Source organism: Desulfovibrio sp. (assembly GCA_016208105.1).
Lineage (GTDB): Bacteria > Desulfobacterota > Desulfovibrionia > Desulfovibrionales > Desulfovibrionaceae > Fundidesulfovibrio.
The window spans coordinates 66,976-87,313 of the sequence record JACQYS010000009.1 but is presented as its reverse complement, the minus strand read 5'-3'; the positions used below and the strand labels follow the sequence as shown (position 1 = coordinate 87,313).

General features: G+C 59.4%; 25 protein-coding genes and 1 tRNA gene. 3 read left to right on the top strand and 23 right to left on the bottom strand.

From position 1 onward, the window contains the following. Window positions 1–79: 79 nt before the first annotated feature. Entirely contained in the window at window positions 80–1,582 is a 1,503-nt protein-coding gene (locus tag HY795_04510; protein MBI4804479.1) for an aspartate ammonia-lyase, read from the bottom strand. Window positions 1,583–1,950: 368 nt separating this feature from the next. Here HY795_04510 and HY795_04505 point away from each other — a divergent pair, with 368 nt between their 5' ends. After that, a complete protein-coding gene (locus HY795_04505) occupies window positions 1,951–2,514 on the top strand; it encodes a hypothetical protein (protein MBI4804478.1) in 564 nt (187 codons plus the stop codon). 155 nt (window positions 2,515–2,669) lie between these two features. After that, a tRNA-Arg gene (locus HY795_04500) sits at window positions 2,670–2,746 on the top strand. Between the two features lie 165 nt (window positions 2,747–2,911). Here HY795_04500 and HY795_04495 read toward each other — a convergent pair. The 10 genes from HY795_04495 to HY795_04450 form a co-directional block, all read right to left on the bottom strand. After that, on the bottom strand, window positions 2,912–3,652 hold the full coding sequence (locus HY795_04495; protein ID MBI4804477.1) for a site-specific DNA-methyltransferase: 741 nt from the start codon (window positions 3,650–3,652) through the stop codon (window positions 2,912–2,914). Next, window positions 3,633–3,806, bottom strand: coding sequence for a Com family DNA-binding transcriptional regulator (locus tag HY795_04490; GenBank protein MBI4804476.1), 174 nt, complete (start codon window positions 3,804–3,806; stop codon window positions 3,633–3,635). Before HY795_04490 ends, HY795_04495 begins: the two co-directional genes overlap by 20 nt. Window positions 3,807–4,073: 267 nt before the next feature. Then, window positions 4,074–5,333 (bottom strand): hypothetical protein, encoded by a 1,260-nt coding sequence (locus HY795_04485; GenBank protein MBI4804475.1) that lies wholly within the window; start codon window positions 5,331–5,333, stop codon window positions 4,074–4,076. A 9-nt stretch (window positions 5,334–5,342) separates the two neighbouring features. Next, entirely contained in the window at window positions 5,343–5,726 is a 384-nt protein-coding gene (locus tag HY795_04480; GenBank protein MBI4804474.1) for a hypothetical protein, read from the bottom strand. A gap of 9 nt (window positions 5,727–5,735) precedes the next feature. Next, the gene (locus tag HY795_04475) at window positions 5,736–6,209 is read right to left on the bottom strand and encodes a collagen-like protein (protein ID MBI4804473.1); all 474 of its coding nucleotides are present in this window, start codon (window positions 6,207–6,209) and stop codon (window positions 5,736–5,738) included. A 3-nt stretch (window positions 6,210–6,212) separates the two neighbouring features. Next, the gene (locus tag HY795_04470; protein MBI4804472.1) at window positions 6,213–6,923 is read right to left on the bottom strand and encodes a hypothetical protein; all 711 of its coding nucleotides are present in this window, start codon (window positions 6,921–6,923) and stop codon (window positions 6,213–6,215) included. Window positions 6,924–6,926: 3 nt separating this feature from the next. Next, window positions 6,927–7,640: a tail fiber protein gene (locus tag HY795_04465; GenBank protein MBI4804471.1), complete on the bottom strand. Its 714-nt coding sequence runs from the start codon at window positions 7,638–7,640 to the stop codon at window positions 6,927–6,929. A 2-nt stretch (window positions 7,641–7,642) separates the two neighbouring features. Next, window positions 7,643–8,263 carry a DUF2313 domain-containing protein gene (locus tag HY795_04460; GenBank protein ID MBI4804470.1) on the bottom strand — a complete coding sequence of 207 codons (621 nt, stop codon included), beginning with the start codon at window positions 8,261–8,263 and terminating at the stop codon, window positions 7,643–7,645. Beyond that, on the bottom strand, window positions 8,263–9,327 hold the full coding sequence (locus HY795_04455; protein MBI4804469.1) for a baseplate J/gp47 family protein: 1,065 nt from the start codon (window positions 9,325–9,327) through the stop codon (window positions 8,263–8,265). Before HY795_04455 ends, HY795_04460 begins: the two co-directional genes overlap by 1 nt. Next, complete coding sequence (locus HY795_04450; GenBank protein MBI4804468.1) at window positions 9,327–9,683, bottom strand: phage GP46 family protein; 357 nt, start codon at window positions 9,681–9,683, stop codon at window positions 9,327–9,329. Before HY795_04450 ends, HY795_04455 begins: the two co-directional genes overlap by 1 nt. A gap of 77 nt (window positions 9,684–9,760) precedes the next feature. Here HY795_04450 and HY795_04445 point away from each other — a divergent pair, with 77 nt between their 5' ends. Then, the gene (locus HY795_04445; GenBank protein MBI4804467.1) at window positions 9,761–10,828 is read left to right on the top strand and encodes a beta family protein; all 1,068 of its coding nucleotides are present in this window, start codon (window positions 9,761–9,763) and stop codon (window positions 10,826–10,828) included. Here the strand turns inward: HY795_04445 and HY795_04440 are convergent. The 12 genes from HY795_04440 to HY795_04385 all read right to left on the bottom strand — a co-directional run bounded on the left by HY795_04440 (window position 10,823) and on the right by HY795_04385 (window position 20,316). Further along, window positions 10,823–11,461 carry a sce7726 family protein gene (locus HY795_04440; GenBank protein ID MBI4804466.1) on the bottom strand — a complete coding sequence of 213 codons (639 nt, stop codon included), beginning with the start codon at window positions 11,459–11,461 and terminating at the stop codon, window positions 10,823–10,825. The genes HY795_04445 and HY795_04440 overlap by 6 nt on opposite strands. Window positions 11,462–11,528: 67 nt before the next feature. Further along, the gene (locus tag HY795_04435) at window positions 11,529–12,170 is read right to left on the bottom strand and encodes a phage baseplate assembly protein (protein MBI4804465.1); all 642 of its coding nucleotides are present in this window, start codon (window positions 12,168–12,170) and stop codon (window positions 11,529–11,531) included. After that, window positions 12,167–13,258: a phage tail protein gene (locus HY795_04430; protein ID MBI4804464.1), complete on the bottom strand. Its 1,092-nt coding sequence runs from the start codon at window positions 13,256–13,258 to the stop codon at window positions 12,167–12,169. The genes HY795_04435 and HY795_04430 overlap by 4 nt, the downstream gene beginning before the upstream one ends. Next, window positions 13,242–14,774: a hypothetical protein gene (locus HY795_04425; protein MBI4804463.1), complete on the bottom strand. Its 1,533-nt coding sequence runs from the start codon at window positions 14,772–14,774 to the stop codon at window positions 13,242–13,244. Before HY795_04425 ends, HY795_04430 begins: the two co-directional genes overlap by 17 nt. Further along, window positions 14,767–14,955 (bottom strand): DUF2635 domain-containing protein, encoded by a 189-nt coding sequence (locus HY795_04420; protein MBI4804462.1) that lies wholly within the window; start codon window positions 14,953–14,955, stop codon window positions 14,767–14,769. The genes HY795_04425 and HY795_04420 overlap by 8 nt, the downstream gene beginning before the upstream one ends. Window positions 14,956–14,957: 2 nt before the next feature. Then, window positions 14,958–15,539, bottom strand: coding sequence for a DUF1834 family protein (locus HY795_04415; protein ID MBI4804461.1), 582 nt, complete (start codon window positions 15,537–15,539; stop codon window positions 14,958–14,960). Further along, on the bottom strand, window positions 15,532–15,951 hold the full coding sequence (locus HY795_04410; protein MBI4804460.1) for a DUF1320 domain-containing protein: 420 nt from the start codon (window positions 15,949–15,951) through the stop codon (window positions 15,532–15,534). Before HY795_04410 ends, HY795_04415 begins: the two co-directional genes overlap by 8 nt. 3 nt (window positions 15,952–15,954) lie before the next feature. Further along, window positions 15,955–16,230: a hypothetical protein gene (locus HY795_04405; protein ID MBI4804459.1), complete on the bottom strand. Its 276-nt coding sequence runs from the start codon at window positions 16,228–16,230 to the stop codon at window positions 15,955–15,957. A 10-nt stretch (window positions 16,231–16,240) separates the two neighbouring features. Next, on the bottom strand, window positions 16,241–17,146 hold the full coding sequence (locus HY795_04400) for a Mu-like prophage major head subunit gpT family protein (protein MBI4804458.1): 906 nt from the start codon (window positions 17,144–17,146) through the stop codon (window positions 16,241–16,243). Further along, entirely contained in the window at window positions 17,147–18,328 is a 1,182-nt protein-coding gene (locus HY795_04395) for a phage protease (protein ID MBI4804457.1), read from the bottom strand. A 494-nt stretch (window positions 18,329–18,822) separates the two neighbouring features. Further along, a complete protein-coding gene (locus HY795_04390) occupies window positions 18,823–19,698 on the bottom strand; it encodes a hypothetical protein (protein MBI4804456.1) in 876 nt (291 codons plus the stop codon). Window positions 19,699–19,836: 138 nt separating this feature from the next. Then, window positions 19,837–20,316, bottom strand: a complete 480-nt coding sequence (locus HY795_04385) for a phage virion morphogenesis protein (protein MBI4804455.1) — start codon at window positions 20,314–20,316, stop codon at window positions 19,837–19,839. Window positions 20,317–20,338: the final 22 nt, after the last annotated feature.

Below are 20,338 nucleotides of genomic sequence, written 5' to 3'. Positions count from 1 at the left end.
AAACTGGCAAGGGGCATGCCAACCCTAAAAAAAGGGAGGCCCCGAAAGGCCTCCCGCTTTCATTCTCGGAAAGGTGGGGCTACTTTTTGACCTCGCGCGGCTGGGTCATCTTTTCGGGTTTGAGCAGGTCGTCCAATTGGGCCTTGTTGAGCCAACCCTTCTCCAGAACCAGGTCGTACACGGATCTGCCGGTGGCGAGGGCCTCCTTGGCCACCGAGGAGGATTTGTCGTAGCCAAGCACCGGGTTCAGGGCGGTGACCAGGCCGATGCTGTTTTTCACCATGTCGGCCAGGCGGTCCTTGTTCACCACGATGCCCTTGATGCACTTCTCCGTGAGCACGGTGCAGCCGCGGCCCAGAAGACCAATGCCGTCGAGCAGGTCGTAGGCGATGATGGGTTCGGCCATGTTCAACTGCAGGCTGCCGACCTCGGCGGCCATGGTGATGGTCGTGTCGTATCCGGCGATCTGGTAAGCGATCTGGGTGAAGACTTCCGGTATGACCGGGTTGACCTTGCCGGGCATGATGGACGACCCGGGCTGGGTGGCCGGGAGCACGATCTCAAAGAAACCGGCCCTGGGGCCTGAGGAGAGCAGGCGCAGGTCGTTGCAGATCTTGGAAATCTGTATGGCGCTGCGCTTCAGGGCTCCGGAGGTTTCCATATACGTGCCTGCCTCGGAGGTCGCAGCCACCAGGTCGGACGCCAGGGTCCAGGGCATGCCGGTCACTTCAGCCAGCTTCTTGGTGACCAGGGCCGCGTACTGGGGATGGGTGTTGATGCCGGTGCCGATGGCGGTGGCGCCCATGCTGCTCTTGAGCAGCGCGGGCTGGACACTTTTGAGCTGGCGGATGGAGTCTGCCACTGTGTCGGCCCAGGCGTGGAATTCCTGACCCACGGTCATGGGCACGGCGTCCTGCATCTCGGTTCGGCCCATTTTGAGCACGGTCTTGTTTTCCTGCGCCTTCGCCTCCAGGGCCGCCTTGAGGTTCTCCATCGCCGCCAGGGTGGCCTTGAGCTCCAGAAGGGCGGCAAGCTTGATCGACACAGGATAGACGTCGTTGGTGGACTGGGAATTATTGACGTCGTCGTTGGGGTGGATGAACTTGTAATCGCCTTTCTGCTTGCCCATGAGTTCCAGGGCGCGGTTGGCGATGACCTCATTGGCGTTCATGTTGGTGGAGGTGCCGGCTCCGCCCTGGACCATGTCCACCGGAAACTGATCATGCAGCTTGCCGGCGATGATCTCGTCGCAGGCCGCGGCGATGAATTTGGCTTTTTCCTTGTCCAGCTCGCCCAGTTCCGCATTGGCCAGGGCTGCTGCCTTCTTTACGTAGGCGTGGGCCACGATAAGGCTGGGAAAATTCCTAAGTGTCCGGGTGTTGAAGGGAAAATTCTCGATGGCCTGGGCCGTGGCCACGCCATAATAGGCGGTGTTGGGGATGACCTTCTCGCCGATGGAGTTCTTTTCTGTTCGTGTGGCCGGGGCCGACTGGGCCAGTGCTGATCCGGACCATGCCACTGCCAAGGCACAGATGAGCCCGAAGGTTATCCAGATGCTTGAATTTTTTCGGGTAGCGTTCATATCTGCTCCTTTCTGGGTGGATAGGTTCGCTCGGAAGGGCGTCTCCGGGGCGAACCGGCTTTGTAAACAAGTGCTCCGAGACGATGAGAAAGTGACACATTTCAACGATAATTGACAGTTATATTGGACTTTTGTCTGGAAAAAATGTTGCGCTGCGCACAGCCTGCGATTGCAGGTACACGACGGCGGGTGTGGATATTCCAGGTGTCCCGGCGTGATATCCCTGGAGGATGTCTTAATACCACTGCCAGGCAGGGTGCGGGTGTTCCAGCGAGCGCTCCAAGGTGGCTTTGCAGAGCATATGATGATACAATCATTCCCAACCGCCGGCGTTGATGGCGGAAATCAAGCCAGAGGTGCAGACAACCATGATGAAAAACCTGATTCTTGCCATTGGCGCCATAATGCTGCTTGTTGCCGGGGCCGCATGTTCCAAGGTCGACTCCAAACCTGGGCGTTGGAACGCCGAAACCAGCTCCTGGAGCGCCACGGTAGTGGCGGTAAACCAGAAGACCAGATGGGTCACCCTCAAGAATGCCCAGGGGAAGGAATTCTCGTTCCATGTGCGCCAAGAGGTTGAGAATCTGGAGAAGGTTGCGCCTGGCGATATCGTGGATGTGGACGTGGTTGAATCCTATGCGGTGTATGTGCGCAAGTCCGAGGACTATCCGTATGTTCAGCAGAACTCTGTTGAGGAATTCGGAACCGAGGACGGCTTGCCCACCAAGACAGTGGTGGACACCATAGAAACCACTGCCTGGGTGACGGCTGTTAGTTACAACAACCGCACTCTTACCCTGAAGGATGCCTCAGGAAATACGTTCATGGTCCGCGTCCCAGAGACTGTGAAGAATTTCAGGTACATCAAGAAGGGGGACGAGATCGTCACCCGTTACACCCAGAACACGATATATTCGGTGCGTAAACCGTAGAAGCAAGCGCCCAGAGAGGAACACACTCCGATTGCGGCAGGATTACCGTGGCAGGTTTGTCCCAGGACCCGCAAGAAGGGCCAGCTTCTCGGAGTGGTGCGCCAGAAAGTGTTGACCGCAAGGGGCGGCTTGTCTATCTAGACCTTCCTTCGCGGGGTCCCGTAGCTCAGGTGGATAGAGCGGCCGCCTCCTAAGCGGCAGGCCACAAGTTCGAATCTTGTCGGGACCACCATAGAATTGAGCGGGTTACGGACGCTGTCCGTAACCCGTTATTCTTTGGAAAAGATTTTTACCCAACTCCAGCCCCGCGTTTTCTTTCATTGCCCTCTGCTGTAAGGCGGCGCGCGATTTGGCACTGATTTGCGCCGGATTCGGCACGCCGCCCCGTCAGGCTAACTCACAATTTTAACGCCGCCTCGGTCTTGCGGATTCTCTCCCCCGCGAGGGCGGCGTATTCGGCCGACAATTCCACCCCTGTGAAGCGCCTTCCTGTTTCCACGCAGGCAAGCGCCGTGGTTCCTCCTCCCATGAAAGGATCAAGCACGTTCGTTTCCTCGGGGACGACGGCTAAAAGGTCCTTCACCAGGGCAACAGGCTTGCCGGTGAGGTGGACCTTCTGGGCGGTGTTCACCGCGTGTTTGAACACGCCGGGGAAGCATTGGCGAGTGTGTATCTTCGCCTGCCCCTTTACGGCGTGAATCACGAACTCCGTATCACGCCGGAATGAACCGAGGTGAGGCCTGGCGCTGGGCTTGTGCCAAACGACGATACCCTTCCAGGCCCACCCGGCGGCCTGGATCGCGTCGGTCATGGCCGGGAGCTGCCGCCAATCCGAGAAAACAAGGCAGGGCGCTCCCGACTTGGCCAAGCGCCAACACTCCCCAAGCCAGAGCGTGGCCCACATAGTGAAGGAGCGTTGGTCCTTGAGGTCGCCCAGCATGGGCGGGTAGGTTCGTTTCGTCCCTGTGTTTTGGTACTTGGTGGCCGGATCGGCCTGGCGCGCCGCCTGATGGACGCCGCCGCTCGAATAAGGGGGGTCGGTGAGCACAGCGTCCACCGACCCTTCCGGAAGCTCCCTCAGAATCGAGAGAGCATCGCCATTGTACAGTATTCCGTTGTCAAAGACCTCGTGACGCATTCGAGAACTCCTCATGTCGGCCCTGGGGGCTCTGGTCGGGGTTCTCGACCCTCACGTGGTTTAATGTCTTGCAGCGTGGGCACTTGATTTCCAAGCTGACCACCTCACCCTTTGCCAAATAGCGTCCGCAAACTCCGCACTTAATCTCCGCCATTACAAACCTTTACAGGTTGCGCCGGAAGCTGCTAGCCCTCTAACGCCCGCGCGGGCTGGAGCGCGGCTTCGGCCGTGGCGGGTTGTTAACGCAACCCGTCGGTGGGGCGGTTGCCGCCGCCCTGCCGCTCCTCAATCAATTCTGCGCCGGTTCAAGAACCTTCGCTTTCTCGGGCGGACTGTCGAAAAATTCCACGCACTCCGCCCACGATATCGCGCGAGGCCTCGACCTGCGCGCTATGAAGTAGGATTATTTGCATGGTGCCTCCTAAACCCAGGCTGTGCCCATTTGGGGGAAGGTCTTGGTCACGACGCAACCGGCTCCGCCTGCGCCGCCGTCGGCAGTGCTGTAGCCGTCTCCGCCGGGGCCTCCCGCCGCTTGGATGGTTCCATTGTTTGTCAACGTTCCCCTGTAGATAATCGAAACGTGGCCGCCGCCGGAGCCGCCCCCTGCGGCCGTGCTGGCGCTTGAACCGCCGGGCATGCCATTGGCTTCGATCTTGCCGCCCGTTTCCACGATGATGTTGCCGTAGCAGATGATGACCAGCTTACCGCCGCATCCGTCTCCGCCGGGGGTGTCGGCAGCGTGGTAGCCTTTCGGGCCGCCAGGATTGCCCGCGCCACCACAACCATACATGGGGTTGGCGGTTGGGGAAGAGTCCCGCTCGCCGGGCTGTTGAACAGTCAGAGCTGAAATCGCTGTGGCTGGCGCGCCACCTCCGCCGGAACTTCCTGGGCCGGAAAAGCGCGAGGCGGGATGGCCCATCAAGCTCCAGTTGGAGCCGTAATCATGCACGCCGCCGCTACCAGCGCCGCCGGAATATGGACAACCTCGCCCAGCACGTCCGCGCATGCTCCACGCAGCAGACCAGACTCCTCCTGTTCCACCCGCACCTGGTGCGCCGTTCTTGCCAGCGCCTCCGGCTTTTCCGACAGGCTCGCCATTATATCCTCTCAGATTCGCCTCGTCGGGAATGCCACATCCTGCGGCCTCCAGAAGAATGGCTTCCCCAGGTTCCGCGATGGCGACATTGACGCCCAGCAGCCCGGCACCGTCCACTTCCCACAGCCCACGATCCCAAGGGGCGAAGCCGTACTTTTTGATGATGCCCAAGGCTTCGCGGTGGTGCATCACTTCCGAAGAGATGCTCACCTTGTTGGGGATGAGGAAGTCGATGAAAGGAAAACGCGGGTCATCGGCGCGGTCAACCCGCGCGCCTTTGCCGGTCATGTTGATGGAGGCGTTGTTCTTAACGGTGAGATTGCCCCGGACGATGATGGTCAACCCTTTGCATCTTTGCGTGGCAGTCAAGCTGCTGGGGGTGGTGCCGTCGCCAACGGTGAGGTTCTCGTAGAGGACCACCTTCTCGGGGCCGTCAAGGATCGTGGCGACCTTCTCGTGCCCGATGATCGTCGCATCCCCCCGTGACTGGTAGAAGCTGGCGATATTCGAGCCGAAGGCCAGCACATCGGCCCAAGGCTGGGGTCGCCGTGTGGGCGTGCTCTTCTCAGCAAAGACATTAATCATGAGCGCCCCCTAGAATTGGCCACCCTCGGCAACCAGGTAGATGGTTTTCTCGTTGGCCACGGGGGCCATGGCCCGGACTCGCAACTTGCCCAGGGAGGGGAAGCTCATGGCTTCGCTCTGGTTGATCTTGTCCAGCACATCCACGAAAGGTACGCCGCCGGAGCCAGCCCCTGCGGGGATGATCACTTCTTCAAGAGGGAAATCTTCCTCGCCGATTCTCCGGAAAAAACGAAGCGTGATCGGAGTCCCGTTGTCGCTGGAAGCTCGAATAACTCCAATCAGGCAGCCGCCCTCGGGGGATTCTATGAAATCCTTGATGTCCGTCAGGTCGGCGGCTTGAATCTTCACGCCGAAGTGGACGGGGGTGTTTGGAAAGTTCGGATACGCACCCATGTCGGTCTCCTAAAGGTGATGGTACAAGCGGGCCGCCATCACGCTGGCCAAGGCCACGCCGTTGGATTGTCCGGGAAGTCCTTGCGGCCCTGTCTGCCCGCGTTCCCCGCGCTCGCCCTTTTCGCCCTTATCCCCTCTGGAGCCCTGCGGCCCTTGCGGTCCGGTGATGGCGGTAAAGGAGTGAGGCCGGATGAGCACGTCGCAGGCGGAATCCGGGATGGCCACAAAGCGCACAATGCTGCCGCCCAGCGGTGGGGTGATGGTCAGGGAATAGGAGCTGCCTTCGCTGCCAAGCTCGTTGGGGAACAGCGCCAGAACGGCAATCCCTAGGGCGTTTGTCTGGCCTTGAACCTGGCCGGGGACTTCCAGGCCCTGGTAGCGTTCTTGAGCCGTGAGCACGGCCTTGACGGTAGCGCCTTCCACGGCCTGGCCCTGGTTGTCCTGGAAGCGGATCGTCACCGCAACGGTGGGGATGGCGCTCACGGGCTACTCCGCCTTTGGCCAAGTGATGCCGTCAAGGATTACCTGGACGGCATCGGGGGTTTGGGCTTCGCGCACTCGCTTTTTTGCGGTCAAGCGCACGGTTTCGATTAACGCGCCCATGGCGTGCCAGGCCCGTGACATGGACAGGATGGTTTCAGCCACGGCCTTTGGCGTGTCGGCGGTGATGCCCACTTCCCCGGCGATAAGCGGGTAGTCCGCCGGGTTGGGGTTCGTGGCGGCCAGAAAGGCTGTAGCCTGGGCTTCCTTGGCCATGTAGGTCATGGCCCGGCCGGGGGTGAGCGTCATGTAGGGGGCGAGCAGTGCGTCCGCTTGGGCGTCAATGGTGGCCTCGGCGCTGGAGCGGATAGCGTCCATGTTCGGCTGCCAGGCTGAGCCGTCCCAGACGTGAAGCAGGCTTGGCGGCGTAATGAGTGTGTAGCCCTCGGGCACGGGGCCGACGTTCTGAATCCAGACCGGTTGGAGGGTGGCCGTGTTGAAGGCGATCTGCCCCCGGTGGTCTTCCTCCACGCGCCAAGCCTCCCCGTCGAACATGGGGACCTGCCCAGTTCCGACCAGCGGCGGGGGCAGCTCCGTGGAATTGGCCGGATAGAGGTAATTCGGGCTGCCATCCAGGTTTTGCGGTCTTGCCGGTGACAGACGGGCTTCAACCTCTCCGAGGTGCGCCCCCTGTTCGTCGTAGATATAAAGCTTCATTCGTTACCTCCAACGGATGATGAACATGAAGGCGATGTTCTTCATGCGGGTTTCCAGCGCCTTGGGAACGTTATTCATTTCGGTGGCCGTCTTCCCTGTGGTTACGTTGAAGTCCTGGGTGTAGGCGTTGTAGATAAGCGCGTTGGCGCTGTTCCAAGTGCCGGGGTCAACCACGCTCGCCCCACCATCGGCCTTGCCTGTGTTCGATCCTGTGGGGTGGTTGTGCTTCCTGATGGCGTCTTCCTGGGTGGAGCCCACGTGGTCGCCGCCGTTGCGAAGCGCGGCGTCGGGGTCCACTCCCGCGCCGTGGTCCCAGCCACGAACGACACGGCCGCGAACATTGGGCAGCCTGAAATAGCCGCTCAGGGCCGAGCCGAAAGCACTCCCTCCAATGGCGGCATACAAGGCCGGATAATCCACGATGGGCAGGGCCGAGCCATCGCATTCCATCCAGTCGCCGCTGGTGGGCAGGATTTCGCTTGGCCAGAGCTTCACCTCGCCGATCTCGCCGGAGCCGGAGAGCAGCGTGATGGCCCGGCGCAGTTGGTCATAATCGGCCTTGACCGGGGTGATACCGGCGGCCTCAATGGCGCGGGCCAGATTCTCTTGCACGTCGTTGAGCCAGGCAGCCGAAACCACCGTGGCCATCTGTGGCACCGAGGGGTCGCCCTCGGTGAACAGGTTGCTTACGGCTCCGGGGCCGTCGATCCTGTGCATTGTTATCCTCCGTATGCGAAAAGTACTTTTGTATGAGCTGGAGCCCCGCTCGTGATGGCGCATTCCAACAATTGGTTGCTCCAACTGGCCAAGGGTTCCCCCGCGCCGGAGAGACCTGCCCGAAAAAGCGTTGTCGGCTCGCCGGTAGCGTGAACCACCCAGACGTATTGCCAGAGCGCACCCGCAGCCAAAGGCTGACCGGCACGGCATCCGGCGGTGAACAAGGTTTGGTAGTTGGTGAGCCGGTCCCCAGCTGAAGAAAACCCGGCCTTGAACTGGCCGTACTCTTCGATGGTGATGGTGTAGCCGAGCTGCGCCGCCAGCCAGACGTAGTAGGCCCGGTTGATGGCGGCGCGTTCCGTGAGGGCGATGGACAGGAGCGCCAAGCGTTCCTGGAGCAAAAGCCCTTGCTGGCGGCAATCGCCTGGCAGGCCGTAGTTGCGCTCATAGTCTTCCAACCACTCCAAGGCCTGAAGCGGAGTCAGCCCGCGAAGAGGGTCAAGGCTTACGGCCAGGACGGCATCCAGGGCAGTCCCTTCCGCCGCTAGCTCCGACTCTATCTGGCCGGTCAGGGCATAGCTTACGGGCAGAAGCCGGGCGAGGAGTTCGGCGTGCCCGGCCATCAGAGCGCCTCCGCCTGCACCAGCCCGAGGCGGGGCCACTCCAACCGCTGGGCATTCACCAGGGCCACGTAATTGGACTGCGGCACCTTGACCTGGCGGTCGATCACTCCCGGCAGGCTGGATGTCACGGCTTCGATCTTCGAGCGGTAGACCACGCCACCGGGCGGCAAGTCCTTAAAGATGGACGCCAGCCCCTCTTGGAGCTGTGCGGTGAATGTGGCCAGGGTGGTGATCGTTGCATCCAGGCGCACGGCCACGTTCACATTGACCAGGAGCGGAGTGGGAGAAAGCACCCAGGCATCCTTGCAGGCGGCCGGGCGGTTCGCGTCCACCTTGGCTTGGGCTTCGGCTATGGCCTGCGCCGAGGCCTGGCCGTCCGGGCCGAGCACGGCCACATCCACGGTGCCGAGGCCTCGCCGGTTGGGGTAGGCCCAGGCTTTGGAAATGCCGGGCACGGCCATGACCCAGCGCTTGTAGTCGTAGATATTACCGCCGCCCGGAGGGTGCTGCATGTACTCCAGCAACCTGGCCAGCAGCTCGGCGTCCGTCTCGGCGGCGATGCCACCGGAGAGTGTGAGCCCGGCTTCGGATTGGATGCCCGCCGGGGCCTGGGTGAACAGCACCGGCTCTCCCGAGAAGGCGGGCATGATGCCAGGTTGGGACGCCTGCACCGCGATCTTGGCCTGACCGTTCGCGCCGATGATGCCTTGCTCGGCCGTTAGAAATGTGAGGCTGGTGGCCGTGTGTCTGACGGATTCACCTGAAGGTATGACCGCACCAGGCGTGCCCTGGACAGTAAGTTCACCGCTGGCCGCGACGGCTGGTTTGCGGGTGATGCCGCGAAGCGCGGCGTGGCGCTCCAGGTATTCGGGGTCGGAGGTGTCCGGCAGGACCTGCCGGGCGGTCCAGAGCTGGTGATGGTAGAGGCCGTCGATGGCGGAGGCCAGGGCCGTGGCGCGGATGTAAAAATCCGAGTCCACATCCGTGGCTGCGTCCGGCAAGAGGTTCTTAATGTCTCGCAGGTAGGCGGCGCGGATGTCCTCGAACAGGGGGATGGTGTACATCAGGAAACCTTCACCGGATGCTGGAAGGTTTGTTCGCGGCCCGTGGCGTCCTCTACCGTGATGAGAAGGAGGCAACGGCCGTCGTGGGGCTGTTGGGAAGTGACAGTTATGGAGCGCGCCCGGCCATCCTCAATCAATGGGCGCAGGGCTTGTTCGGCGTATTGCTCGGCAAGGAGGCCCACACGGGGCAGGTCTTTCTCGCGAGCGAGTTCATGCAGGCGCGAGCCTATGGTGGTATCGGCCCACCAGGAACCTAAAGGAGTTGCCAGGCGAATATAGACGGCATTGCCCAGGTGGTTTATCCGGGTGGGTAAGTACTCGCCGGTGTAAGGGTCGATGCCTTTGTCTATGCCCATGCCCGCCACTTTAGTGGCGGTGGTGGTGTTGGAGAAAGATGAAAGGGTTCAGTCAGTCCATACAAGGAGGACTACGCATGTTTGACTTCTGCCACTATGTACCAATTGTTAAAACAAAAAAAGGTGAATTGGTCGGAGTTGAGAATTTGCAAAGCCAAATTTCCAATGTCACACCGCTTTGGGAAGTCTTTGGAGATTTCGATGACAACGATAATTTGAGTCAACAAGCATTAAATAAGTTGGCTAATAAAATAAGACGGGCTTGGCAGCGAGATGAACCTTGTTTTGTTGATGCAAGCAACATGCAAGAGATAACAATCACAACGGGCGTACATCCTGCCGAGGTATTGTTTAATGAACTCCACTTGTGTGGGGTCAGGGCGATTCCGGTTATTTCGCCTGGGTCGCCAATTCAGTATCAACAGGCTATACGGAACGAAGTGGTTAAGAGAGGGGAAGGTCTCTGTTTTAGGCTGTTTCTCGATTACGAGGATGAAGAACAGTCAGCAAATCAAGACATTGATGAACTGCTAGAGTTTTTTCAACTTGAGAGAGGTTCATGTGACATTGTTTTTGATATGCGGACGACGGATCTTTCCTCAACAGGCTTGTTGGCTTCTGCCATTGTAAATACAATCAATTCAACTAATGCGATTGCCAGTTTTCGAACATTAACTCTGGCAAGTTCATCCTTTCCTACGTCGTCAGGGATTCCAAAAGGAATATCAATGGTAAGAAGGCTAGACTGGCTGTTATGGACTAGCATCTTATCCAGACCGAGCATCGTTAGAAAACCGTCGTATGGTGATTATACCTGTTTGAATCCTGAGATCACCGATTTCGACCCTTTAACTATGAAACCAGCTGCAAAAATACGATATACAAGTCAGCGCGTGTGGGTAACATTCAAAGGTAGTCAAATGAAGGGCAATGGTGGACAGTACCACAACCTTGCGGCCAACGTCATCGCTCGTCAGGAGTACATGGGAGCATCATTCTCATGGGGAGACGGATACATTGACGGGTGTGCTCAAAGAACTTGTGGTCCAGGAAACCTCACTAACTGGGTGACGGTCGACGTAAACCATCACATAGCATACGTAATTCATCAGCTACAAAATGAAATATGTCCTGACGCATCATGATGTCAAAACTAATGGGCCAATATATGTAACTCCATTTGATGGCCGACAGGGAGGGTGTTGTCTTACAACGCCCTCTCTCCAATCCTTTCGTTGCTTAATTGTGTCGCGCACATGCATACATAGGTCGCGCTGATTAAGCTCGTCAGCCAACTGTTCCCATAGAAATGATCTTGATTTTGAGGTAATCGTTGATTTGATTCCAAGTCGTGCGAGCAACATTTGACATTCCTCTTTCCAGAGGAGTTGAACAACGGCACGTACATCTATGCTTCTGTTTTGTTTTGGCTTCCTGATTGTTTTAATCTGCGGAGATCCATTTTTGACTACAGCGGTGCAGACACCCCACCATGAAGGAATAATTTGCAACGACTTATCAAGGTGCGCTTCTCCCGCAACTAGGGTGACATGATCAAAAACCTTTGAATAAACAACCACCTGGTTTGCTAAACGTTCGAGCGTGTCTTTGTCGCTTTTTATTTCAAACCCATGAAGCTTTCCATTTACGACCGCGATATCGATACGTGCGTCACCTTGGCAAAGGGAAAGTTCCTCAACAATTCGTGAGCGGCCATCCTCCTTAAATCGCAGGAGTTGTCCACGGAATAGGGCTTTTCTAACATCAATGTCCCGCATAGAGCCCCTATAAGTCAGTCGGCTTGACCTGACAAGCCGCACGACTTCATTTCGTAAGCATCCTTGATCATATGTTATCTGGTGGCTCCGTCGGCCCGCCGCCGTCATGTTCACGATGAACATGGTGTCGCAAGGACACCGTCTCGGTGACGTGATCCACGTCCGCCCGTGAAGTCCCAGTGAAATGCACGCTCCCGCGCCACAGAGCCTCACTGTCGCCTTCCCCTTCCGCTCCCATGTCCCACGCGGGCGCATACATCCCCAAGTGTTCACTGGCGTGGACCTCGATCTCCAGGGCTTCCATCCTGATTGACTTTTCCGCCTTCACCTTGAGTTCGTCGCACTCAATCTCGATAATCTTTCCCTCTTTCAACACGATCTTGGCCCCGGACTGGTTGTAGACGGCCACTTCGCCGCTTTTGAGTCCATCCACCCGGTAGGCCCCTGCCTCGGTAGCCACGATGACCGAGTGCGCGGTCTTTCCGCCCAGCGGCAGCACAATACACTGTGTCCCGGCTGGGGGGGCCGAGGTAAAGCCGAAGTGCTGAAACAGCTCGCTGGCTTGGAGCTTCTCCCCTCTCAAACCGTCCGCCTGGAGAAGCTGCACGCCAGGCTTGGTATCCAGGGCGGTCATCACAGCCCGAAAGGCCAGCCGCACCCGAGCGAAAGCCCGCGCTATTCGGGCGTCTATGCGATTCACGTCGCTCACAGGTCCACCACTTCGCCGGGGCCTTTCTTCCCCTTCTTCTTGACCTTTGACTTGTCGGCCAATTCCGGCAGCCACACGCCGTCCTCTTTCAAGGTCAGCTCGGTGATCCGGCCCCGATCCTTACCGCCGATAAAGGCGCGTTTCATCAGGAAGTACACGCCATCCAGGCCGTGGGGTTCGCTCAACACATGCACCCGCTGGCCCGGCCGCCACGGCTCACCACTTTGCCCGCCCACGCGGTGGCCACGCACCCTGGCCGTGATCTCGAAGCCTGCCAGGCGGCTGTCCATAAGCTCTTTTTTGGCCCGGCGCTTGGCTTCCTCCTCGTTGTCGCACTCGCCCTTGGCTATGATGAGCGGCCGGTAGCCCGGCACGTTCGGGTCCGTCTCTCGATGCATGATGTCGTTCTTGCCGTCCTCGCTCTCGGTGCCATGCGTCTGTCCCAGCACCGTCACTTCCGAATACCGGGAGGAAACGTCCTCACGCACGGAAAGCGACAAGGTGTTGTTGCCCTTGCCGTCGTAACGCTCGACCAGGGAGGAAACCGGGGCGGCGGAATAATCCGGGCCGCCCACCACCATGGTGCCGTCCGGCTCCATCCAGGCCCAGCAGCCGTTGGCCTCGCAGGCTTGTTTGAGGGCGTCCCAGGCGGTTATTCCCGGCTCGATCTCTACCTTTTTTTGACGGCCGGTGGTCCGCACGTCGATGCGTTCGATGCCTAGCGGCCGGGCGACCAGGTCCACGATTTCCTCAAGAGACGCCTGGCGCTGGGTGAAGATCGGCGCGGAGCAGTCCACCAGCACGGCGGCGTTGTCCCGGCCGGACAAGCTCAACGTCTGGGTGTCCTTGGCCAACTCGCGTTCGATGCGGTCGATGCGTCCGGTGAGAAGGAGGTTGGAGCCCAGGAGCACTTCCATTTTTGCCCACGGCTTGATGCTGGCCGGTATCTTGGCGGCCGGAATGCCCAACGAGACGCGCCAGGCGTCCGCCGGGGTGAGCAGGTCGGAATCGAGCGAATAGGAGGTCCAGTCGCGGTGTTCCAACCCGGCCACGCGCACGGTGAGGCGGTCTTCACTTTGCGTAGCCATAGAGTTCCTGCCCGGAGGCCACGAAATTGGGGTTGCGCACGCCTGGATTCAGGCGCGACAGCTCGGTCGCCCGCGTATAGTCGCCGTAGAGCCAGTGGGCTAACAGATGCAGGTTGCAGGACGACGGGGCGGTCTGGACCACAAGCGGAGGATGCAGGCGGATGACTTGCGCGCCCATGTCCTGAACCGCCAGGGCGGACGTGCGCAACTCTTCAATTATCGGGTAGGCTTGGTGGGTGGGAAAGAGCGTCCGTTGATCCGCAATGCAATCCTGAAGCCGCTGGCGGCTTACGCCCACAGCGGCTTCCACCTCCGCCGGGGTGAGCGTGGGAGCCTGCACCTCGGCGGCCAGTACGTTCGAGGTCGCGTTGGCCACGGCCATGGCGCTGGCCAGGTTGAGGGTGGCGGCGGCCATGGCCCGCCCTTGGCCTGACGGAGTGCTCATGTCCGGCGAGGAAACCTGGCTGGCCTCGGACGTGGACGGCACCACCACGACAGGCCGGGCTTCCGCCGCCCCGGTAAGCGGGCCGCTGACCGGCGTGCCGGAGTATGCGGCTGGAGTCATGGTATAGGCCTTGTTCTGGCCGTCTGCGTTCAGGGAGAACCGGGGCAAGAGGTCCGAAAAGTTGGAGAGGGAGGCGAACTTGCCGAATACGTCCGGCATGCTGGCCACCTTGCCTATGCGCCCGGCATTGATCTGCCCGGCCAGCGTGACGGCGGCGGCCAGCGTGCCTGTGCTGGCGCAAACCCCGATGGCTCCGCGCTGTTCCAGGGCATGGGAAACCGCGTCCAGGTGCTGGCGCAAAGTGGTGAGCGCCGCCTGGGTGCCGTAGGGCGTTACGATGATGTTGTGCCCGTCGGCGAAGACCACGGACAAGGCCTGGGTCATATCCGGGTCCACCGCGCCGTTGGCCATGGCCGTAATGGCTATACTCACGCCGTCCACGGCGGAGTTGGCAGCCACGGGAATCTGGTTCCCGGCGGCCCCCTTGTTTCTGGCGGTCAGGGTGATGACCCCGCCAGCGGCCGAAGCCGTAACCGGCAGGGAGGGGTGCGCGTTCACCTTGTCGGCCAAAGCTTGGGCGATGGCGGCGGCCGAAACACCCAATGAAACGGAAATCTGCACGGTTTGGCTGCCGATGGTGATCCCGGCGACGCCGAGTCCGGCGGATGTTCCGGTGACGGTTGCCGTGCAACTCGCCGCGATTCCGGCGGCATCGTCGGGAAGTCCGACCACGGTCAAACGCAAATAGGCGTTGGCGGTGATGGCCGCGCGGGTCATCAGATGCGCCTGGCTGCCCGGCCCGAAAAGGCGCGACGCCTCTTCATCTGAATAGACCGACACCGGTGTGAGCGTTGCCTGCTCCGCGTCCGGGCTGGCCTGGGCCAGGATGAGCACCCGCTGCTCGTTCGTCGGTAGGGTGCGGACAGCCAGGCGGGTGTTGAACTCGAAATACTTGCCCGGCTTTCGGATGCTTGCGGGCAAGGTGTCGAAGCTGATGTTTTCGCTAGCCATCGGTTTGCTCCTTGAGCTTGGCCTTCGCGGTGGACTCAACCACGCGGATCAGGTCGCCGTCATCCAGGCGGCGCAGGTAGTAGGCGCTTTGGGGCACGGTTTGGGCCTCGGCTTCGGTGATGTATTCGCGCGGTGCGCCCTCCTTTGGCACCTTCACGCCTGGCGTGGCTTTCACGAGAATGGTCATGGTTGTTCTCCGTTTTGCAGGGTGACCAGGTCCTGGGCGTCGGCTTCGCCGTCGTCCGGAGCCAGGTGATAATTGAGACCCACGCGCTCCAGCGTGGGCGGGTCGGTTTGGGGCAGTTCGCCAAGAACCACGTCGTAGCTGGTGTGCCACTCCATGGAGTAGGCGGAGACGCTGTTGTTTTTTAGCCTGGCGTTGACCAGGGTCCGGGTTCTCCCGGGAGCCAGCTCTTCAATCTCCAACCCCAGGTCCTGGTAGAGAAGCAGGCGGCGCACATCCTCAAGCATGGAGTACGTGCCCACTTTGCGGGCATCGCCCTTGCGGGTGGCCGCCTCGGAGCGCAGGTTGCGGGCGGCCACGATCACCACGAAGGTGGCCGGGAAACGCCAGACGCGCTTGGGCATGGCCAGGGCTTTCCCCGGCCCGTCGCTGCCGAAGCACACCCAGATGGCCGGGAAGGAGCGGACCACGGCCTCCAGGCCGTCATCGAATTCACCTCCGTAGGTGGCCACATTGGGTTTATAGGGGAGCGCAGCGTTCGCAACGCGGCGCTTGATGGCCTCTTCGATGACGCTAATCATCGGTTTCCTCGTTGGCCCGCAGCCAAACCCGGCGGCCAGTGGAGAACAGCACGTCCCCCGCCGTGGCCGCCGGGTCCTGCATGCCGGGCAGGTTGGCATCGCCGTTGGCGACACGTTCCAGCCATTTGATGGCCCGGTCGTAGCGCTCCTGTATGGGATCGGTTTCGTTCACTTGGCCGCCGGGGAGGCGGTAGCGGGCGATTTGGCACACCACGTCGGTCAGGACCTTGTCCACCACGGCAACCGGCACGACATAGCGGGCGGAAAGGTAGCTATCTGCCTCGCTGCTCGCGCGCGCGATGGCTTCCAGGGCCACGGCCTCCACCATGTTGCCGGTGTTTTCGAGGTCGGTCAGGGCGACCATCTCTTCCCGGCCGAAGGCGGCCAGCATGTCCTGAATCGTGGCGTACATGCGTTAGTCCTTCTTCTTGTCCTTCTTGGCGGTAGCTTCGGAGGCCCCTTCATCCTTGCTGGATTCATCACCATTCCCGGCCCCGGATGCATCGGGATCAACGGCCAGGGCATCCAGCATTTCCACCGCCAGGTCAGGATCATCCCGCATTGCGGCCAGCTGCTCCTCCGTGAAGGTTCCGGACGGCCAATCCTTTGCTTCCTCGCCGTGCCGCACTCCGGCGCGGTAGTGGCCGCCGCGCAGGCTGCGGGTGCGGACGATGTTTTCAACCTTATTCATGCCGCGCCTCCTAGTTCAGCCAGGGCGTGATCAGCACGTCCACGATGCCAGCGTTGGGGTTGTCCGAGCCGTCGGTTCGGCGGGCCACCTTCACCACTTCGCTGGCGGCGGTGCGCAGGTTGGTGGGTACAACCAACAGGGTGGGCTTGATGCCGAGCGGGCGTCCGCCGTCAGCCGCGAAGGCGGCCATGGCGTCGTAGGCCGCGTCGAAGTTAGCGTCGTTTAAGGGCTGCTTCGAGCAGTAAGCGAACTGCCAGAAGCCGAAGCCCACGTTGCAGCGGTAGCGCACGCCGTACTCGAACTTGTCGGTGGTATGGACGTTGTGGTCGGTAACGTCCGTTATGGAGGTGATCTCCGGCTTGGTGCGTTCCTGGAAGATCACGGGCTTGATGGCGCGGGAGCAGTCCAGAAGATACCAGGCGGTGCCGGTGCCGCCTCCGAAGTTGGAGATGGTGGCGGCCGTACCGGTGCCATCCACATTGGGGAAGACGGGGTGGTCGGTGTCGAAGAAGTTCTGCCCGTCGTAGCACAGGGAAGTTAAGCCCTGGGCCATCAGCCCGAAAACCAGCTCGTCGGGGAAAACGCCGACGGCCCGGCCCATTTCGACAAAGAGCGGAGCATAGACGCCCACGTTGTCGTCTTCGATGTCCTCTCGGTCCACGCCCACCGTGCTTTCATACTTCTTGTTGGTGATGCTGTAGCCGTGGGCGGCCATGTCCTTGACCACGCGGTCGCCGATCCATTCCCTGAGCTTGGGGAACTGCCCCAGCCAGCCGTAGGTGTTGGACTTCGAGGATGAGGGAATGAGCGTGGCCACCTTGCCGTAGACGCTCTCCGCTCCTTTTTGGGCGCTCTGGAAATCGCCCCGCCAACCGGTGAACAGCGCCCTGATGAGCGCCGGGGTGAGAAGTGCCATTTACTTGCCCTCCTTGCAGGCGAGGTATTCTTCGTCGGTTTTGCCTTGCAGGCGTGCGGCCTCCTTTTCCTCGGCCGACAGGGCGGCAACGCCGCTGCCCGGCGCGGACGGGGTGGGAGGTGTGCCTTGGTTGTTGGTCTGCATGCTGGAGAGCGCGGCGATGGGCGCGGCTTTCTCCAGGTAGGCCTGGGCTTGCTCGGGGTTGGCCTTGGCCAGGTCCTTAATCCAGCCCTCCAGGCCCTTGTTGAGGCGGCCGTCCGCTAGGGCGGCTTCGATCTGGGCGGACAAGGCCGCCGTGCCGTTCTGTTGCTCCAGCTCGGCCACTCTGGCCTTGAGGGTGGCGTTGTCCTGGGTGAGGGCCTCCAAGGCGCTCACCGGAGCGAACTTGATCGGATCGGGCTGGCTCGCTTGGGCGGTCAGGGCGGTGATCTGGGAATCCTTGGTTTGAAGGATGGCCACCAGGTCCACGCCGGTGGATGCGGCTGCCTCACCGCCCAACTGGGTCTTCACCTTGTCCAACTCGGCGATGATTTCCTGCGCCGTGGCGGTCACGGGCAGGTTGAGCATCCAGCGCAGACGCTCCGCCAGGTCCTCGCTGAGAGCTTCCTGGCCTTTAGAGTCCTTGGGATTCATGTCTTCCTCCGTAAGGTTGGTTTTCAACGCGGCGGCCACGGCGGCCATGCCGTCCAGCGCCGGGTTGTTCGTAAGGGCTGCGTTAATGAGGGTGCGGATGGCTCCGGTTTTGAGGTCGAAGCCGAAAAGCGGGCTGATGAAGCGGTATTCGTCGGCCTGGATGTGTTGGCGGGCGGTGTCGGTCCAGGCGACCTTTGCGAAAAGACCTTGGGTGGGCACGTAAGCAAGGGATTCGACCCACCCGGCGGCCACGGCCTTGTGCCCGCCTTCTTTGGCGGTGAGGGTGTGGTGTTCGTAGTCTATGAAAAGCGGGGTCTCGCGGGACTCAACCTGTGCGATAAGCGCGGCGGCAATGTCCCCGTCCATGCGCCAGGCGGCGGCCTCGCAGTTCTTCACGGAGGCGGGACGACCATCGCGGGCCGCGAACTCGCCGTCCGGAAAAAGCTGGACGTTGCAGCCCTCGGGCAGACCAGGGGCGTCCGTGGCCAACTGTACGACCAAGGCTGCTATGGCCGTGGCCTTATGTGGGGTGGGATTCGCGTTGCGCATGCCCGCCACGCTAGTGGCGGCGGGCTATGTGCGATAGGTGAAGGACTTCAGTAGCAGGTCAATTTCTTAGAATAATTTTTTTGTAGAAATATCCAACGCGAACCATAGAAACAAATGCTGCAAAGCTTGTTGAGAACATTACACCTTTTATTGCAGTTACAAAATTGTTGTTGGAACAGTTATCACAAAAAACAGTGCACACAAGAGACGCAACAACAGCAACTGAACACCACATGATTGCCATATGGTGATAACTGACAATCATTGCGAATGACCCAGAGCTCTTCATACTTTTGATAAACTGCTTGTCTTGTGCCGAGAAAAAAATAGAAATAGATGTCGTTATAAAGCCAACAAAGACAGCAAATATGGCCGCAAATGATCCGGAAAGGTCCTTTGTATTTACAGGTATGATGTCTGAGTAAATATATGTGAGAGTTAAAACAATAATGAAGCAGGCTTCTGGAATAAACCTCTCAAAATAGTACTCTTTACTATGTGACATTTCTTTGTCTCAACACTTGTCGATTGTCGTTAATCGCAGCAGCAGCAGTGCGACATAAATGATCTATGTCAATTGATCTTCCTTGACTTTGAACATCTGCTACGTACTGAACTTGATTTTCTAGAAGATCAATAGTATCTGACTTCGAAAATTCATCATCCTTCCCAGTAACAACAAGACGTTCAATGCCTTCTTCGCCTCTACCCCATGCGGCATGGCTTAATACAGATGCAAAATGCTTTACTCTGTCAACGAGGCCAATGTCTCGCCTACCGTTCCCAACACTTAAAGTTATATCAAGGTGTGGAGCCAGCAGGAACTCTTGCAAGGCATTTCGTTCAGCAGCGCTCAAGCCACTCTGCTGTAGAAAATCCAAATTTGTTGTGCTTGCTATGCGGAACGAAAGTTTCCTCAGGATAGACATCCTACGAAATCGTTGTACAATATCAGGAGAAATAATTGGTAAGAAACGAGCTTCTATATCAGGAAAGAATGTGTTTATATATTGTGCAATTCTACTGGGACGAAACGAATAACCGCTTGCTTGTATAGAAACAACGCCCAGTCCGGCATCATAGCCCATAGCCATTTCTTCACCTAAGCCTTGGTCAGCTGCAAGATTCAACGGGGTTCTGACACCAAGGCGACTTGTTGCTGAAGGCAAATCATCCATCCTTAGCTTCGAGAAAAGGTATGTTTGGATTTGCAATATGCTGCGGATGTCAAACAAAAAGCCTTCGTGTTCACCAACATTTTGTATTCTATTCTCAGGTAGCTCACGGAATATATGCTCAAGAGCTTGGCCGAAAGTTACACTCGCATTGTTACACTCAACCGCGTAAAGCCTAAAAGTCATTCTTGGCACGGCAGCCTCCCCAGAGAATAGTGAGAATTTTATCCCTACTCTATACCTACCGCTTTTTTTGCACAAGATTGTTTCGCACAAACCGGCATATTGACCGTTAGTGTCCCGTTAGAATTATTCGTGCAGCCTTTGGCTGCATCACGGACCACCGAGTTCGCGCTGGAGGTGTTCACGGGCCACCTGTTCGATTTCGGCTTCGTCAGCCGGGCCGACGCCGAAGAACGGCCTGCCAGGTATGTCCCCCCACGGAATCGACGCGCCGCGCTTCGTCCTTCCATACTGCCCCTTCTTGGCTCCAAACTGATGCGTGGGGGCATAGGGGACGTTCGTTGTCACGCGGGCGAAGTCTGGCCCGTGTTCGGTCTGGATGGAGCTGGCCAAGTGCCCGCTCATCTGGAGAATAGGTGTTGCACTTCCCCTCTTGTTCACCGTAACCGGCGAGAGTGGAGCCCAGGGCGCGCCCGTGGCCGGGTCGCGTTGTTCAGCGAAGGCCCGCTCGGGGATGTCCGCCAGCACTCCCGCCAGGGCACGAGATATAGGCGTCATGTTCGCACCCAGGGTGACGATTCGGGACAGGATGGCTGCCACCCCTGAGATGTTTACTTCGATCTGGATCATGCTTATATTCCTTTAGTGGATG